The organism is Pseudoalteromonas rubra (genome assembly GCF_004212645.1).
In the GTDB taxonomy this organism is placed as follows: Bacteria; Pseudomonadota; Gammaproteobacteria; order Enterobacterales; family Alteromonadaceae; genus Pseudoalteromonas; species Pseudoalteromonas rubra_G.
Window position 1 is genome coordinate 1 of record NZ_PPUZ01000020.1, and the last position, 16,244, is coordinate 16,244.

Sequence of the window (16,244 nt, forward strand, 5' to 3'; positions counted from 1 at the left end):
TGATAGCCAGCCGCTGCTGGCTAGATTGCAAATAGAGCCAGAAAACTGGTTTAAGCTTACTACTCGATTTACCAAGGTATTCCATGGTGCAGTAGGGCGAAAGCAAGCAATGACGGATTACTGTGAACGTCTGGGTAAAAAGCGACGAACCAATCTGGTGCAGTGTGAGCGGCTATTTGGCTAACAGCCTTTTTCCTTCAGTGTCATTTAGATTTATCCAAACTGAAGCTTGGACGTACTCTCGTATTGTCTAACCCTTCTTATTTTCCAGAGTTTTGAGTTTAAACTTACGAATTTCACAGCTCAAAGCTTGTAGGAAGCTGTTGTGATTCAATAGTCCTGAGTTTCCAATTTAGAACATAGCCGTAACAGGTAGTGAGTTTTAGAATGGATGTCCCTGCTGATCCTCCCTGGTGTGAAAATATCTCCAGATGCATTTTGTTGTAACCAGGGACGAGTGACAACAAGAGTAAGCAAGTAAATGCATCCGGCGTTATGAAATTGGTAATGTGCCGCAGCTGACTTGCGTTTATGTGCTGAGTGCGACTGGGGTGAGCTAAATCAGTATTTGGTTCAAGAATTTTACAAGTGACTCGTGGGTCCAGAGAGTACAGAAATGAATCTATATTTTTCACGCATTGTTCAGGGTTGTTCAGCAGACTCCACAGCGGATTAAGCAGGCATCCAGATGCCCCCGGAACCAGGTTATCTAGCAGCTGAATTTTAGTCATACTGCCAACTGGGCTCTCGTTCCATTTTTTATATAAAAAACTGGCAGAGCAATTTCCTATCTTTCGCTTTTCAATCAGAGCGCTTAACTGATTCAAGCTGTTCAACCTGAGTCGAGTCAGTATTAATCCGAGCCAGTATCGGGTTGCCAATAGCTTAATTTCTCTTTTAAGGGCCCTGAATTGAGTCAAATTTATTCTCTGCTCTAAGTTTGGCACGCGCATGAATAACTCCAATAAGAATTTATTAACGTTCTGATTATTATGCTTTTTAATGTTTTTTCGCAGCGAATTCATTCCATAAAGCATAGTACAGAAGACAGTTTTCGCAGGTGTGTATAGGGTCTACACTTTGTTTTAGTCTCTAACAATGTATGACAAGAAATATAAAAGACACCCAATCTAAAGCCCCAGGCACCCGCCGGGGCTTTTCTGTTTCTGGTCGCATGTCACCGGTTTTTTGGTCACATCGGTTTGACCAGCGTGGTCGTATTCATCGACCTGGCGGTCCGTAGGTAGTGTGATATACAGGTGTATATGTCGCTTGTTTGGACCAGGTAAGTCAGAGTTGTATGACGGGTTCCATGGACTGCCACCTAAAATTGGCGTACGGGCTTTACGCTGACGGCTAGTGCGTTTTAAAGTGGATGTCTCTGCTGGTCTAAGGTCTGAAAATCAGTTGTGCAATCGCAAAGATGCTTGTCATTGTGACAAGTTAGCGTGCCTGGGCGGGGGATATCATCGCTGAGATTGTGCCAGAAGGCTATGTTCTTCTGGCACTCAATACTTAGTCGGCGCGTGACGGGTAGGTGCCGAAAAGACACACTTGCCAGCTGATGGCTTGTACCGGGCTGCGGATATCTACGGCAGTACTGGAACCGGCGCTTTCAACTTGAACGGTTGCTTGTGCAGTAGAGCTAACAGCTACACTGGGCCCTTTAATCTCTTCTAGTTGCGGTTGCGCAAAGGGGGTAGGACTAAAGAAGTTGGCGCTGCCAGGAGAACCGATATAACTGTCTGATGTGGGCACTGTTGCATTGGCACCATTGGCTGCAACAGACATCGTAGCCGTTGCTGCACTCTCTACAGCCACTTGAGCTGATGCCAAATGGGTGTGCGCAGGCAGTTGGCTGTGAGTAAGTTGGATTGTTTCACTACCAGTCATCATCCCTGGTATATAGTTACTTAAACCGGGTCCGCTGCCATAACTGATGGGACTTCGTCCGCGCAGGTCGGGTAAGCCAAATGAGGTTCGGCCATCACCGCCATAGTACGTGCCTAATATAGAGAACATCGCCTGAAACTGTGCAATTGAAAGTAATTGCCCTCTGCACTCTGCGTGGTTGCGAACTGCGAATACCCCGGAAAAGGGCATCAATTCGCCGATAAATGCGTCGACAGCCATAACACTCACTCCTTAACTTATTGTTGTTAAAAACCTGATAGTTACCTTGACGGTACTTCATCTTGGCAGATAAGTATATTACTTGATATTACACCGTGCTCGGCTAATGGTAGGAGTAAATCGTGCTTTTTACCATCGGGCAGTGAATATTTGCCTTTACGACGCCTCAATAATCTTACTGTAGTAAGGTAATTATAGTTGATGCTTTTCTATGTCAATGGCCGCGATTCTGTAGGCAGCTTTGAGCATCACAATGAGCGCAACCACATTAAATACCAGGCTGAAAATGGCTTCAAACGCCATAATATCAATATTAAAGGTACGTAAATATCGAGTGATTTGGTCAACAATTTCGATGGCAATACCGATCACAATCAGCATAAAGCCATAGTATTCAGAAGTAGCGTTCAGGGCGCTGTGCTGTTCAAGCGCTGGATCATTTTTGCTTTCCAGCAAACGCTTTGAGAAGATTTTACGGCCATCCATAATCGCCCCAAACCCAATCAGCAAAATGGTAATGGTCGACTCGTTATCAATGACGCGCTGATAACCATGTTTGTCCATATGGCCAAGCAGAAAACGCAGGTCATCTGCGGTAATACTGCCAACCAACAGGCTGATCAGCACCAGTGGAAACAGTAAAAAGGCCCGGTTGAGCACAACCGCATAAATAATTTGTCGGGTTTTGGTCATAAGTTTTATGTAGTTCGTTCAAGCAATGGTGTTGAATTTGCCTGATGGGGCTCAGCGCCATAGTGGGCGCATAAGCCCGGCATAGTTACAGCGCTTTAGCTGTTGTCAAAGCCAGCTGAACCATCTCAGTAAAGGAAGACTGCCTGGCGTCACTGCTCAGGTGCGTGTCGAGGGTGATGTGATCGGCAACGGTTAAAATGGTCAGGGCCCTGGCACCATATTGTGCCGCGACGCCATATAAACCAGCTGCTTCCATTTCCACACCCAGGATCCCCATGTTATCCATCAGGTCAAACATTTCTGGCTGTGGAGTATAAAACAGGTCGGATGAAAATACATTGCCAACTTGCACTTTTAACGCCAGCTGTGCTGCGGTATTGACGCAAGTATTCAGCAGCTCAAAATTGGCAATGGCGGCAAAGTCATGATCTTTAAAGCGCATGCGATTTACCTTAGAGTCGGTACACGCGCCCATCGCAATAATAATATCGCGCAGTTTTATCTGCCCGGACACAGCACCACAGCTGCCCACCCGGATCAGATTTTTCACTTTATATTCAGTGATCAATTCTTTGGCATAAATGGAGCAACTGGGGATCCCCATGCCGGTACCCATCACAGACAGCCTGCGGCCCTGAAAGAAGCCGGTGTAGCCAAGCATGTTGCGTACTGTGTTGACCTCTGTCACATCCGTGAGAAAGTGCTCGGCAATGAATTTAGCGCGCAGCGGATCGCCCGGCAGTAACACAGTGTCGGCAAAGGCATCGGCTGGCGCATTGATATGAACGGTTTGGTGAGGGTTGACCATCAGTAGTCTCCTGCTAATTTATTGTCGGAGCCTGTCAAAGTACTCAGTACATCGCTGAGTAAGCCCGACGCGCCAAATCTAAAATGTTGCGGGTTGACCCAGTCGGAACCCATAATTTGCCGGGCTTGGTCCAGATAAGCGCACGCATCATTCACCGTACGTACGCCACCGGCGGCTTTAAAGCCAACGGCTTTACCACTACTTTTGATGGTATTGAGCATCACATGTGCGGCGTCTAATGTGGCATTGACCGCCACTTTGCCAGTGCTGGTTTTAATAAAGTCGGCACCTGCTTCTATGGCGATACGCGACGCTTGTTCTATGAGTTGGGCGGTTTTTAACTGACCGGATTCTATGATCACTTTGAGCTGCGCCCCTTTGCCACATGCCGCTTTACATTGCCGCACCAGTTGCGCACCAATCTCGGTATTGCCAGCCATCAGTGCCTTGTAAGGAAACACCACATCGACTTCATGGGCACCGAGCGCAACTGCCGCACGGGTTTGTGCAACTGCGCTGGCGATATCCTCTGAGCCATGGGGGAAGTTAGTGACCGTGGCAATCCTTATCCGCGCAGCTAAATGCTGCGTGGCCAGTGGAATATGCTGAGGAAAAATGCAGATTGCAGCCACGGCGCCTGCCTCTGAGCTGGCCTGCTGGCAAAGCTGGATAATATCGTCGTCGCTTTCTGTGCCGGTCAGGCTGGTTAAATCCATACAATTGAGCGCCAGCTGAGCGGCTTGTTTGGGTGTTATTGATGACATAAGGAAACTCCTGATGTGCAGCCAGTATGGCGTGGCCTGGCTACTAAGAACCACTTACCCGACAATACGAAGAGGGCACAGTTCAGGCGTCGCTCACTCGTATGTTGGGAACTCGAGTGGACTTGGTTCCGTGAAGACGCGTCCCGGCGGGACACGCTAATTCCATTTAGTCACCAGCGTATTGTCTGTTAGTTGGTGATACTTTTCCAGTACTAAGGAACCGTCTCTTGATTTGGCGCAAAGTGACTAACCGACGGGCAGCATATCCGACAATAACAGGGCAATGCCCAGAAACGACATAAAACCAGCAATGTCGGTGATGGTTGTCAACACGATGGAGGATGACTGCGCAGGGTCAAGGCCAAACTTCTTCAGCGCAATCGGCACAATGGCACCGGCACTGCCTGCTATCACCAGGGAGCAGATCAGGGCCAGCGCAATCACCAGGGCTAAGCCCACAGACTGACTCCACAGATACACCCCAATGGCGCAGGTCAGCGCAATCGCCAGGCCGTTGAGAAAGCCGGCCAGCATCTCCTTGAGCATCACCTGATACCAGTGTCGGGTAGAGATCTCGCGCAGTGTTAGACCACGCATTGTGACAGCCAGTGCCTGGGCGCCGGCATTGCCCGATTGCCCGGCTGCCACGGGCAGCAAAATCGCCAGCGCGGTCACCTGGGCGATGAGCCCTTCAAACGCGCCAACCACCGCCGCGGCTGCAAAAGCGGTGAGTAAGTTGATCTGTAACCAGGGAAGGCGCTTTTTAACAGCAAACCAGCTGCTGGAGAGGGCCTTTTCATCTTTACTGGCACCCACCATAGTTTGCATATCACTGGCGAGTTCTTCTTTGGTCGACTGGTACACATCAAAAAAGCGGATCTGACCAACCAGCTGCTTTTGTGCATCTAATACGGGCAGCGCACGGGCCCGCAGGCCTTCAAACATTTCCACGACTGTGTCTTTGTGGTCCATCACATCCAACTTGCCTTTTATCGGCGTGGCTAGTAGGTCCAGCGTTTGATTACCGGCACTGGCCAGTAACTGGTTGAGCGTCAGCTCGCCAATCAGTGCCTGATCCGGGCCAAGCACATAAAGTACATCGGCAATCTTGGTTTTGAGCTTTTTCAGCTGGCTCAGGGTCTCATGCACGCTGGTATCGGCATAAAACGCCTGTATAGAGCGGTCCATCATTCTGGCTGCGGTGTCCGGGGGATAAATCAGCAACTCTTCGAGTTCGCTGGCCAAGTCCGGATGCTGCGCTTTGAGCGCATCGAGCAATATACTTCGGCTGTTATCATCGAGTGCAGCAAGCAGGCTGAGTGCAACATTGGCATCAAGCTGGCAGAGCAGGTCAATACTCAGTGGATGTGCCATGGCCTGAAACAGCGCGTTGGCGCTGCCCGGTGGAATATACTTCCAGAGTTTAACCACAATATACAGCGGCTGCTCCTGCAATAACCTGGCTGCTTCGTCGGGGGCCAGCTGGCTTATCAATTGAGCGCCTTTGCGGGGGTAGGTGTTTAAAAAGGCGGTCCCCAGCTTCTCAATGGCGGCGTCGAATTGCTCATTGCTGGCATGCATAAAGTCCCTCCTTCAGGGTTTTCCCGGGATCAATAAGTCGAGTACGTTGGCAAATGAGCTGGCATAGGCATCGAGCAGATCGCTGCTCATCAGCGGGGCAATTTGCTCCACCTCATGGTGCTTCAGGGCGTGTCGTACGCGATAGTGTTGTAAGGTACCAATAAATCCTTGCTTGCGATTGACCACAGCGACCTGATCTTGTCTGTCCCAGACGCTGGCAGACAGGGCGCTACCGAGCTCAGTGTAGCCGCTCAGAGAGGGCACCTTTTTATCCATAAAGTCGGCAACCAGTTGTCCCCCAGAGCGGCAGAGCAGCTCGTAAATTGATATTTGACCGACAACCTGGCGCTGGTGGTCAACCACGTAGAGTCGTGAGGGCCCCCGGTAGGTGCGCTTTTTTAGTCGCAGCATGGCATCTTCTACCGACATTTTGTCATCCAGGGTCAGCACATCGGTTTCGACCCAGGCACCGACGGTGTAGTCGGGGTAGCTGATCAGCATCCGGCACAGGGTTTGCTTTTTTAGTGGCAATAAGGCCAGGTAAGAATCCGTTGATTGCTTTGGTACATGGCGCAGAATTGCCGCAATGTCTGCCAGATTCAGCAGCTGCAACCAGCGGGCCTGTTGTACTTGTTCCAGATTAGGCAGCAGCTGAGCAGTATAACTAGGGTGCATGGCCTTAAGTACGCCGCCCACTTCGTGATCTTCCAGGGTACCCAGAATACTGGTGACGACTTCTGGCGCTTGTAATTCAAGCCGTCGGGCTGCTGCGCGTGGCTCTTGCTGCATAAAGTGTTGGGCGAGCTTAAGGTGTAAAGTCGACATACGCTGCCTTATTACTGCTGTCCGGTTGTGTGTGTGGCACCGATCTGGCTATGGTGTTTGAGAAACACACTGGCAGGGATCAGCACGCGTCCCTGGTCGGATTCAATGACCAGCATGGTTGCTGTGATCTCGGTTAATCGGCCACGCACACCGGCAATGTCGATATCATCGTTAATACGGCAATGGCGTTGTGCCTGCCTGGCCGCAACCGTGTTGGCAATCACCTCCTGGCTGCCGAGACCAAAGGCCAGTGCGACACCAAAGCACAGCATGCCAGTTACGACGATAACCAGGTTGGTAACAAAGTGCACATTGATCCCCAGTTGCTCGACCCCTATCACCATGGCGGTAAAAAGAATAACAAAATGGGCAATGCGGGTGGCGGCTTCAGTGTGGGCAAAGCCAATAGAGTGTGCACTGGCTTTGATCATGGAGCTGATCAGGCCGGCCAAAAAATAACCGGCAACCATGATCAGAATACCGGTGATCAGGTTGGGCAGGTAAGCAAAGAGCGCCGCGGCAGAGTCAGTAAATAAACTTAAGCCCAGGCTGGAAGCGGCGGCCGTGGCAAAAAACAGCAGTGTCAGCCAAAAAACACTACGGCAAATGACTTTTATGTGTCGGGAAGAAAGTTGCACCTGTTTGGGTTGTTGTGTCTTTTGCTGGACACTGGCCAGTGCCTTGTTGAACACCTGAAGCAGCGTCAGTGCCAGTTTGCTGAGTAACCAGGCGCAGGCCCAGCCCAGCAGCAGAATAACTGCGGCGACGACTAGCTGGGGGATCAGGCTAAAAAAGTAACTTTGCAGCTGCTCAAAACCGATATTTGCACTGCTGTGCCAGTCAAAAAGTGCCGAGCCATCAGCCATGATAGATCCTGATTAAAAAAGTTGGAAAAGCTATCGTCATCGCGTTCCGTCCGGTTTACCAACCTGGAAGTCGTGAAGATTGTAATCAGGCTGGTCGGTGAGTTTCTGATTTAGTTTCGCTGCGAAAGCGTGGTTTGTCCAGAAAATGATAATGAAATAAAAAAGCCACTGTGAAGACAGTGGCTTTAAAAATCGTTGGTGGTGGCGCTTTACAGTACCGCTTCGATCCTTCTTTGAATCCCGTCGGCATCCAGGCCCATTTCGGCGTGCATTTGCTCCTGAGTTCCATGCTTGATGAACTCATCGGGAATGCCCAAATGCAGAATAGGTTTAAGGATGTGCTTAGCGGCCAGATATTCACTGACAGCACTACCGGCACCGCCAGCGATGGCGTTATCTTCCAGTGTGACAAGCAGATCATGTTCAGCCGCCAGCGTTTCAACCATAGCGCCATCAAGTGGTTTCACAAAACGCATATCCACCAAAGTGGCATTCAGCGCGTCTGCGACTGGTTTTGCGTTGTGTAACAAGGTACCAAAGTTAAGTATGGCGACCTTCTTACCTGAACGTAGTTGGTTTGCCTTGCCTACTTCCAGCTCAGTCATCTGTGCTTCAATCTCTCCGTCACCTGCAGAACCACGTGGGTAGCGCACCGCGGCAGGCTGTTGCAGGCGATGGCCGGTGTAAAGCATCTGACGGCATTCATTGAGGTCACTAGGGGTCATAATCACCATGTTGGGAATACAACGCATAAAGCTCAGGTCGTAGGCGCCCTGATGCGTCTCGCCGTCGGCACCGACAATTCCGGCGCGGTCAATGGCAAACAGCACCGGCAGGTTTTGTAGTGCCACATCGTGGATCAGCTGATCGTAACCGCGTTGCAAAAAGCTGGAGTAGATAGCAACAACAGGGTTCAGACCTTCACAGGCAAACCCGGCGCCCAAGGTTACGGCATGCTGCTCCGCAATGGCCACATCAAAGTACTGACTAGGGTGCTCTTTTGAAAAACGAACCATGCCAGAGCCTTCACGCATGGCCGGGGTAATGGCCATTAGTTTGTTGTCTTGCTCTGCCATGTCACACAACCAGTCGCCGAACACTTTTGAAAAAGTCGGGGCGCTGGGTTTGGACTTAGGCAGGCTATGAATGCTAGGGTCAAACTTAGGCACGCCGTGGTAGCCAATCGGATCGGCCTCCGCAGGCTGATAACCTTTACCTTTTTGCGTTTTAACGTGCAGCAACTGCGGACCTTTTAGATTACGCATGTTTCTGAGCGTATCAACCAGCATATTCACGTCATGGCCATCAATCGGGCCTATGTAGTTAAAGCCGAGTTCCTCGAAAAAGGTACCCGGTATCACCATGCCCTTGAGGTGCTCTTCAACCTTGCTGGCCAGCTCTTTAACTGGTGGTACGCCTGAGAGTAACTTTTTTCCGCCTTCGCGGATATTCGTGTAGAAGCTGCCGGATAAAATGCGGGCAAAGTGGTTGTTCAGTGCGCCGACGTTTTCAGAGATGGACATTTCATTGTCGTTGAGGATCACCAGCATGTCTGATTTCACATCACCGGCGTGGTTCATTGCCTCGAAGGCCATGCCCGCGGTCATTGCACCATCACCAATCACGGCAACTACTTTACGTCCTTGCTGTTCCTTTTCAGCGGCAATGGCCATGGCCAGCGCTGCTGAGATAGAGGTACTGGAGTGGCCAACACTGAAGGTGTCGTACTCGCTTTCTTCACGGAAAGGGAAAGGATGCAGGCCATCTTTTTGTCGTATCGTATGCATCTTATCCCGGCGTCCGGTGAGGATTTTATGTGGGTAGGCCTGGTGGCCCACATCCCACACCAGGCGATCTGCCGGCGTATTGTAGACGTAGTGCAGTGCGACTGTCAGTTCAACGGTTCCAAGGCCTGAGGCCAGGTGGCCGCTACTTTGTGAAACTGAGTTGAGCAAATAGTCACGTAGCTCATTGCTGAACTCGGTCAGTTTGTGTTGCGGCAAAGTGCGCAGCTGCTCAGGCTGCTCTATCAATGCCAAAAGGGGATACTTGCTGTTATCAAGACTCATATTGATTACGTTATCCTGGGCAGAGTTTACTGACTTAGTTGTCATTGTTATCTGCCATTAAATTTATGAATTCTGTTCCAGGTGCTCAGCCAATTTACAAATCGCCTTTTTAGGCGCTCGGTTCGGCGTGCTCAGTGCAATGCACCACAGTATAACTTAACTAGTTATTAATTTAGCGACTTATCAGTCGATTGCTAGTTCGTGTACCGTTATTAATGGTCTCTGGCGATGATATAGTCAGCCAGCAAAGCCAGGGGTTGTGTGTCTGCATCTATATCTTGCAATGCCTGCTTGGCGTCTGCTACGAGTGCCTGTGCTTTTTGCTTGGCGCCAGCTAATCCCAATAGTGCAGGATACGTAGATTTATTATGTTCCAGATCAGACCCCTGAGGTTTGCCCAGTACTTCTGTGTTGCCTTCTATGTCGAGAATGTCGTCCTGAACCTGAAACGCCAGACCTATATTCTGACCATAGTCACGTAATCGCTCCAAAGTAGTAGGCGATACGTCGGGGGCACACAACGCGCCCAGTTCAATGGCACAGGTTAGCAGGGCGCCTGTTTTTAAGCGGTGGATCCGCTCGAGTTCTGCCAGACTGACGGACTTGTCTGTTGCAGCTAAATCGAGCGCCTGACCACCCACCATACCCTGTAATCCAGAAGCTTTGGCAAGTGTTTTTATCATCGTAATCTGATTTGCTGCCGGCACCGAAAATGTGTGTGTAGACAACAGCTCAAACGCCAGGGTTTGTAACGCATCACCGGCTAATATGGCTTGCGCTTCATCAAAGGCAATGTGACAGGTGGGCTTTCCTCTGCGCAGGTCATCATCGTCCATGGCTGGCAGATCGTCATGCACTAATGAGTAGCTGTGAATGCACTCAACCGCCGCGGCAGCAATATCCAGATCGCGCGATGAGGCGCCAAAAATTTGCCCTGTGGCGTAAACTAAAAATGGGCGTAACCGTTTGCCACCATTACTGATGCTATAGCGCGCTGCAGCGATGGCAGTCTCGTCACTGTCCAGTGTCTGGGCGAAATAGGTCGCCACAGTGTGTTCGACCTGCGCTCTGGCATGGGCAAGTTGTGCTTGTAAATCCACCGTTTATTCCAGCTCGTCCGTAAATTCATTCAGCGGACTTTGCTCGTCGTTACCAAGCAAAATCGCTACTTTTTGTTCTGCCTGTTGCAGCTTGTGTGAGGAGGCGTTAGCCAGTTTTATCCCACGCTCAAATTGCTTGAGGGATTGCTCCAGGGTCAATTCGCCCCGCTCCATGCCCTGTACAATGCTTTCAAGCTCGTCAACGGCTTCTTCAAAGCTCATGTTTTCCGGTTTTTTTGTCGCCATGTGCAATATTCACTTTGAGCTAAATTAAAAAACGCCTAATTTTATGAGTATTACAGATTGAGGTCAAAGATCTCTCAGACTTTTTGCGTTATACAGTCCGGACGGCCTTTCAATGGTTTATGAATTCGCAATTTCAAGGCAATTTAATATAATTGAGTTAAGTTATTGCAAAACTGGCCGATAACTCTGTCGATAATAATAACTGCGTGATAGATAGCGGGTAATTTCCTTTGGAGGGTGTGTGGATTTAGCAACCGTGATTGGGATCTTAGGGGCCATAGGCTTGATTGTGATGTCCATGGTACTTAGTAGTGATGGCCAGGTCGCCATGTTTTACAACACTCCATCAGTGGTTATTGTGTTTGGTGGCTCGATATTTATCGTGCTCTCTAACTTTACCATGAGCCAGTTTTTTGGCATTGGTAAGGTGGCCGGTAAGGCCTTTATGTTTAAGCTCGAAACCCCGGAAGAGTTGATCGAAAAAGCGGTTGAGCTTGCGGACTCTGCACGTAAAGGGGGCTTTTTGGCTCTGGAAGAAGCGGAAATTCCCAACTCGTTTATGCGCAAAGGCGTCGACATGCTGGTGGATGGTCACGATGCGGACGTGGTTAGGGCAACCTTACAAAAAGACATTGCGCTGACCTCAACGCGTCACGAAATGGGGGCCGGCTTGTTTAAATCCCTGGCAGACATTGCACCTGCAATGGGGATGATTGGTACCCTGATTGGCCTGGTGGCCATGTTATCAAACATGGATGACCCCAAAGCGATTGGTCCAGCAATGGCCGTGGCATTGTTAACCACGCTCTATGGCGCGTTTTTGGCCAATGTGGTGGCCATTCCTATCCAGGTTAAGCTGGAGCTGCGCAAAGACGAGGAAGAGCGCAACCAGCGGTTGATCCTGGATGCTATTTTGGGTATTCAGGATGGTCAGAACCCGAAAGTAATTGAAGGTATTCTGAAAAACTACCTGCCTGAGTCCAAGCGCGGTGGTGAGGCCGAGGAGTAGTTATGTCAGACGAGAACGAATGCAAATGTCCTCCCCCGGGCCTGCCTGCCTGGATGGGGACCTTTGCCGATCTGATGTCGCTGCTGATGTGTTTCTTCGTTCTGTTGTTGGCGTTTTCGGAAATGGATGTACTCAAGTTTAAACAAATTGCGGGCTCAATGAAGTTCGCATTTGGTGTTCAGAATAAAATTGAAGTCAAAGACATTCCCAAAGGCACCAGTGTGATTGCAATGGAATTCACCCCGGGCAAGCCTGAGCCCACTCCTATAGAAACCATTCAGCAGCAGACTGTTGAAATGACGCAGCAAATGCTGGAGTTTCAGGCCGGTGACGAAAGCTCAGCGGGTGGACGACAAGAACAGCGTGGTAACAAACGCGGTGGCGAGTCGTCCAGTACAGCACAGGAACAGTCGATGACGCAGGCAATCGCTGCGGCTGAACAGGAGCAAGTGAATGAACTGGTGAAAAAAATTGCGCAACAGCTCGAAAAGCAAATTATGGATGGCGCTATCGAACTGGAGTCGCTCGGTCAGCAGATCATCATACGAATTCAGGAAAATGGTTCATTCCCGTCGGGCAGTGCGTTTTTACAGCCTAAATTCAAACCAGTAATCCAGGATATTGCTCAATTGCTCAAAGATGTGCCCGGCGAAATAACGGTGTCTGGACATACGGATGATTTTCAGTTTTCCAATGAACTGTACAGTAACAACTGGGATCTCTCCGCGACCAGAGCTGTTGCGGTGGCTACAGAAATGCAAACAGTTCCCGGGTTTGATAAAAACCGCATGGTGGTTGTGGGCCACGCAGACACGCGTCCTTTGGTACCGAATGAAACGGATACAGACCGGCGGCGCAACCGGCGTGTCGAAATATCAATTATGCAAGGAAAAGCCAAAGAGTCTGAGCCAATTAATGTACGTGAAAGCAATTAGAGGTATTGCGTGGTACCCATTCTTGGGCTACGCTAGTCCACGGACTTTACCTTATAATGTTAATGGAGAAAACAATGCTTAATAAATACGCTTATATGCCAGGGTCAAATGGTGGTGGTGCTGATGGCGATGAAAAGCCAGAGTAAACGCTTGATTCGTCTCCATGACTCAGATCGATATTAACGGCGCTAATATAACGCCGATCCTTCACGCCATAATTGACAGCCAAATGGTACTCGTTTCTATTGCCGTGGTGCTGTTTTATTTTCTAAAGGACAAGCAGGCACTCAGATATGCTTTGCTTTGCTTTGTGTTTTTCATTAACGGCTATCTTACATACGATCTGATCATGGAGTTCGATACAAACAAAGTATATCGATACATATATTGGGCTGCCACGGATATTCTTTTCATTGCCATAGTTGCTTACTGGGCACTTAAAGATAAAATGTATATGTGGCAGAGCATTATCTGCCAGCTAGTGGTGATCCCAGCTCCTTTATTACAGTTATTCCGCTTAGTTGACTGGCATCTGATGGACTTGAGTTATTCAGGTTACCTGTACAGAACCATATTGCCTTTAGTCAATTACGCCACGGTATTTTTATGCTTTGCACCCTTGATATATCTTTTTGGCAGAAATGCGAAAAAAGGCGTCTCTTCACAGCCACCTCAGGATGTTAGTTAACTGGTTTAACGCGAGCCAGTCAGACCTTAATTAACCTCCAATCTAGATTCATCTATGCGTTGCTGTTTAAACGTTTATATCCGATATGGCAGGAAAAATATCAGATAAGCCAATGTCGCTGTACAGTGGCTTATCCATATCAGCTAATACCAATTTGATTAATTAGTTGTTCTATTTCTCCTTCAAATTGAACAGGTATTAAGTGAACTTGGTATAAGATCCCCTGATCGGGATACGCATTTTGCTGCTGATTATGCCTTTAACGGGTTGTAACAACTAGCGAATATCGATTTGGGTAATTTTTAGTTCCGCGTCTGTTGTGATAATACTCAACTCTCCTGCAACTTTGACTGCAGTTTTGGTACCGGTGTTGTCTGGCAATGCTACGCTGGTTGCACCAAATTTACACGACTCCAGTTTATCTGTCGTGGTCAGTGCCACACTCAAACATTGAGTCACTGCGTTATCTCCGGTGCCCTGAGTTTCACAGAAGCTGGGGTTCAATGCATCTCGCTGGCTTTGTGCGACCTGAGAGAGGGAATAGGAGAGTGCAAATCCACCTTGATCACAATTCAGAGTCACCGGATTCTGATTGCTCTGTGCGGTTCCCAAAGTAAAACGATTTTCGTCTTGGTTACGATACCAAACGGTCATTTCACTGGTTGGTGATGCGATCACGGTTTGTGCAGGTGCGCCCTGAGCGCGCCAGTCATCCAGTGAGGTGAGTTCCGGTAAATTCCCCGTGAAAGTGAGGGCGGGGCTGTAATAATAAAGTTCACCCTGTTTAACCGAACCATTGTCTTCCCCCATCCAGGTTTGAGCGCCACTTGATCCAAAGATATTAGCAGCCAGTAGGCACAGGGTTTCATCTGAGCTGAGTTCATGGGACGCATTCAGAGAAAACTTATCAGCAAAAATCATCAGCTGCGGTTTTGACTGTAGTCGGGCCCCCTCAATTTGCCAAAATACTGCGCTGCTTTCGAACTTATTAAGCGACCGCTGTGCATTAAAATCGTTGCCACAGCTTTGTACCAGGTTGCTGGTATCCTGACTATTGTTATCTGTTGACGAGCTATCAGAACTATCAGGGTTGGCTTTTAAAGGCTCGCTATTTTCGCCGCCACAGGCGACAAGCAATGCGGCTGGAAGAATTAGAGAGATCAGGTGCTTCATACGGTCCTTCTTAAACTACGGCTGGAATGTCTTGGTGGGACATTATATCGCCAGCCGCGCTTAAATCGAGGCAAAAAATGTGGTTATTTGTTAAAGCGCCGGTATAACGCCGAGCATTTGCAGACATTGGGCTGAGATGATCAGGACCCCACACAGACCGGCACACAATAAGCCCAGGTTTCCGCCTACCACCTGATAGCCCTCAGCTGGCTGATTTGCGCCGTTCGCCTGGTGCGTTTTACGCTGTTGCCAGACCATAGCAACAGGCAGGAAAATGGCCAGCACCACAAGTGCAATGGCGGCATAGCCCAGGGCCATAATAAACCCTTGGGGATAAAACAGGGCAAAGCCAAGGGGAGGTAAAAAAGTAATAAGTGCGGTGATGATACGCTCCGACACGGTATTACGCTTTTTAAATGCATCGGCAAAAAAATCAAATAGCCCCAAGCTGACACCCAAAAAGGAGGTCGCCAGTGCCAGGTCGGCAAACAGGGTAACGAAGGTACTAACCTGAGGACTATGGGCAATACTTGAGATGCTGGCGACAAACCCGGGTAAGCCCTCGCTGTTTAGTAGGGCACTTTGTGCCATCACGCCCTGGCTGAGTAACTGCCAGCCAATGTAAATAACCAGAGGCAATGAGGCACCCACTATCATTACTCTTCTCAGTGTACGAATATCAAGTCCGACATATTTAACGATAGAAGGGATGGAGCCATGAAAGCCAAAAGAGGTAAAAATCACCGGCAGAGCAGAGATGATTAGCCCTTGCTCAATTGGCATATCCAGTAAGTGCTGGCCACGTACATAGGGAGTCAGGACGAAAAACAAACTGGCCAGGACGATAAGCTTAACGGTAAACAATACCCGGTTGAGCTTATCTACGGTACTGGTGCCTAATGTCACGATTGTCGCAACCATAATAGCCAGAAGCACTGAGCCTGCCTGTGGAGCAATGTCCATGCTAGTGAGTGCTGTCAGCTTTTCTTGCAGTTGGGCGCCGCCGCCGGCGATATAAGCCGCGCACAGGGCATAGAATAAAAACACCATGGAGAAGTTCGCAATATACTGCCCTTTCTTACCTAAAATACGTTTGGCCAGTGTGTTTAATGTGGCGTCTTTGTTGGCATATTGATGCAACTCCAGCATCAGTAAGGCGGTGTAAGTCATTAAGGCCCAGGTGGCCAGAATCAACAGTAATGCGGTAGTGAACCCCAGCCCGGCAGAGGCGATGGGCAACGCCAGCATTCCTGCGCCAATGGTGGTGCCGGCGACAATTAACATGCTGCCGATAGTTTTGTTTTTTTGCACACATAGCCCCTAACTTAGTGAGAGAAGCTGGCACCATATAACG

15 protein-coding genes and 1 pseudogene are annotated in these 16,244 nt (G+C 49.3%); 4 read left to right on the plus strand and 12 right to left on the minus strand.

All coding sequences use genetic code 11. The features are described 5' to 3' along the window. Positions 1-184, plus strand: a pseudogene (locus C3B51_RS07375) (transposase); the annotation flags it as partial. Positions 185-1,515: 1,331 nt separating this feature from the next. Here the strand turns inward: C3B51_RS07375 and C3B51_RS07380 are convergent. The 10 genes from C3B51_RS07380 to xseB form a co-directional block, all read right to left on the minus strand. After that, positions 1,516-2,133 (minus strand): phage tail protein, encoded by a 618-nt coding sequence (locus tag C3B51_RS07380; RefSeq protein WP_125778871.1) that lies wholly within the window; start codon positions 2,131-2,133, stop codon positions 1,516-1,518. A gap of 192 nt (positions 2,134-2,325) precedes the next feature. Beyond that, positions 2,326-2,826: a hypothetical protein gene (locus tag C3B51_RS07385; protein WP_125778872.1), complete on the minus strand. Its 501-nt coding sequence runs from the start codon at positions 2,824-2,826 to the stop codon at positions 2,326-2,328. Between the two features lie 85 nt (positions 2,827-2,911). Further along, entirely contained in the window at positions 2,912-3,634 is a 723-nt protein-coding gene (gene deoD, locus C3B51_RS07390) for a purine-nucleoside phosphorylase (RefSeq protein ID WP_130244644.1), read from the minus strand. Beyond that, positions 3,634-4,398: a deoxyribose-phosphate aldolase gene (gene deoC, locus C3B51_RS07395; RefSeq protein WP_130244645.1), complete on the minus strand. Its 765-nt coding sequence runs from the start codon at positions 4,396-4,398 to the stop codon at positions 3,634-3,636. Before deoC ends, deoD begins: the two co-directional genes overlap by 1 nt. A gap of 246 nt (positions 4,399-4,644) precedes the next feature. Continuing rightward, positions 4,645-5,979 (minus strand): magnesium transporter, encoded by a 1,335-nt coding sequence (locus tag C3B51_RS07400; RefSeq protein ID WP_125716540.1) that lies wholly within the window; start codon positions 5,977-5,979, stop codon positions 4,645-4,647. 12 nt (positions 5,980-5,991) lie between these two features. Continuing rightward, entirely contained in the window at positions 5,992-6,804 is an 813-nt protein-coding gene (locus tag C3B51_RS07405) for a magnesium transporter MgtE N-terminal domain-containing protein (RefSeq protein WP_130244646.1), read from the minus strand. Between the two features lie 11 nt (positions 6,805-6,815). After that, positions 6,816-7,670, minus strand: coding sequence for a mechanosensitive ion channel family protein (locus C3B51_RS07410; protein WP_130244647.1), 855 nt, complete (start codon positions 7,668-7,670; stop codon positions 6,816-6,818). Positions 7,671-7,879: 209 nt separating this feature from the next. Further along, on the minus strand, positions 7,880-9,739 hold the full coding sequence (gene dxs, locus C3B51_RS07415; protein ID WP_130244676.1) for a 1-deoxy-D-xylulose-5-phosphate synthase: 1,860 nt from the start codon (positions 9,737-9,739) through the stop codon (positions 7,880-7,882). Positions 9,740-9,951: 212 nt separating this feature from the next. Then, a complete protein-coding gene (ispA, locus tag C3B51_RS07420) occupies positions 9,952-10,839 on the minus strand; it encodes a (2E,6E)-farnesyl diphosphate synthase (protein WP_130244648.1) in 888 nt (295 codons plus the stop codon). 3 nt (positions 10,840-10,842) lie between these two features. Then, complete coding sequence (gene xseB, locus C3B51_RS07425; RefSeq protein WP_125716536.1) at positions 10,843-11,085, minus strand: exodeoxyribonuclease VII small subunit; 243 nt, start codon at positions 11,083-11,085, stop codon at positions 10,843-10,845. 241 nt (positions 11,086-11,326) lie between these two features. Between xseB and pomA the strand changes: the two genes are divergently transcribed. The 3 genes from pomA to C3B51_RS07440 all read left to right on the plus strand — a co-directional run bounded on the left by pomA (position 11,327) and on the right by C3B51_RS07440 (position 13,717). Beyond that, positions 11,327-12,094 carry a flagellar motor protein PomA gene (gene pomA, locus C3B51_RS07430; protein ID WP_010382858.1) on the plus strand — a complete coding sequence of 256 codons (768 nt, stop codon included), beginning with the start codon at positions 11,327-11,329 and terminating at the stop codon, positions 12,092-12,094. A gap of 2 nt (positions 12,095-12,096) precedes the next feature. Next, positions 12,097-13,029: a flagellar motor protein MotB gene (locus tag C3B51_RS07435; RefSeq protein WP_125716535.1), complete on the plus strand. Its 933-nt coding sequence runs from the start codon at positions 12,097-12,099 to the stop codon at positions 13,027-13,029. A 229-nt stretch (positions 13,030-13,258) separates the two neighbouring features. Further along, positions 13,259-13,717: a hypothetical protein gene (locus C3B51_RS07440; RefSeq protein ID WP_240657344.1), complete on the plus strand. Its 459-nt coding sequence runs from the start codon at positions 13,259-13,261 to the stop codon at positions 13,715-13,717. A 276-nt stretch (positions 13,718-13,993) separates the two neighbouring features. Here the strand turns inward: C3B51_RS07440 and C3B51_RS07445 are convergent, their stop codons facing one another. Next, entirely contained in the window at positions 13,994-14,890 is an 897-nt protein-coding gene (locus C3B51_RS07445) for a hypothetical protein (protein WP_130244649.1), read from the minus strand. Between the two features lie 90 nt (positions 14,891-14,980). Then, positions 14,981-16,201, minus strand: a complete 1,221-nt coding sequence (locus C3B51_RS07450) for an aromatic amino acid transport family protein (protein ID WP_130244650.1) — start codon at positions 16,199-16,201, stop codon at positions 14,981-14,983. Positions 16,202-16,244 lie beyond the last annotated feature (43 nt).

Excerpts from the sequence above, each read along its gene's own strand:
- C3B51_RS07445 (WP_130244649.1), bottom strand. The coding sequence starts at position 14,890 with ATGAAGCACCTGATCTCTCTAATTCTTCCAGCCGCATTGCTTGTCGCC.
- C3B51_RS07405 (WP_130244646.1), bottom strand. The coding sequence starts at position 6,804 with ATGTCGACTTTACACCTTAAGCTCGCCCAACACTTTATGCAGCAAGAG.
- C3B51_RS07380 (WP_125778871.1), bottom strand. The coding sequence starts at position 2,133 with ATGGCTGTCGACGCATTTATCGGCGAATTGATGCCCTTTTCCGGGGTA.
- C3B51_RS07435 (WP_125716535.1), top strand. The coding sequence starts at position 12,097 with ATGTCAGACGAGAACGAATGCAAATGTCCTCCCCCGGGCCTGCCTGCC.
- deoD (WP_130244644.1), bottom strand. The coding sequence starts at position 3,634 with ATGGTCAACCCTCACCAAACCGTTCATATCAATGCGCCAGCCGATGCC.
- dxs (WP_130244676.1), bottom strand. The coding sequence starts at position 9,739 with ATGAGTCTTGATAACAGCAAGTATCCCCTTTTGGCATTGATAGAGCAG.
- deoC (WP_130244645.1), bottom strand. The coding sequence starts at position 4,398 with ATGTCATCAATAACACCCAAACAAGCCGCTCAGCTGGCGCTCAATTGT.
- C3B51_RS07400 (WP_125716540.1), bottom strand. The coding sequence starts at position 5,979 with ATGCATGCCAGCAATGAGCAATTCGACGCCGCCATTGAGAAGCTGGGG.
- C3B51_RS07440 (WP_240657344.1), top strand. The coding sequence starts at position 13,259 with ATGGTACTCGTTTCTATTGCCGTGGTGCTGTTTTATTTTCTAAAGGAC.
- C3B51_RS07385 (WP_125778872.1), bottom strand. The coding sequence starts at position 2,826 with ATGACCAAAACCCGACAAATTATTTATGCGGTTGTGCTCAACCGGGCC.
- xseB (WP_125716536.1), bottom strand. The coding sequence starts at position 11,085 with ATGGCGACAAAAAAACCGGAAAACATGAGCTTTGAAGAAGCCGTTGAC.
- C3B51_RS07410 (WP_130244647.1), bottom strand. The coding sequence starts at position 7,670 with ATGGCTGATGGCTCGGCACTTTTTGACTGGCACAGCAGTGCAAATATC.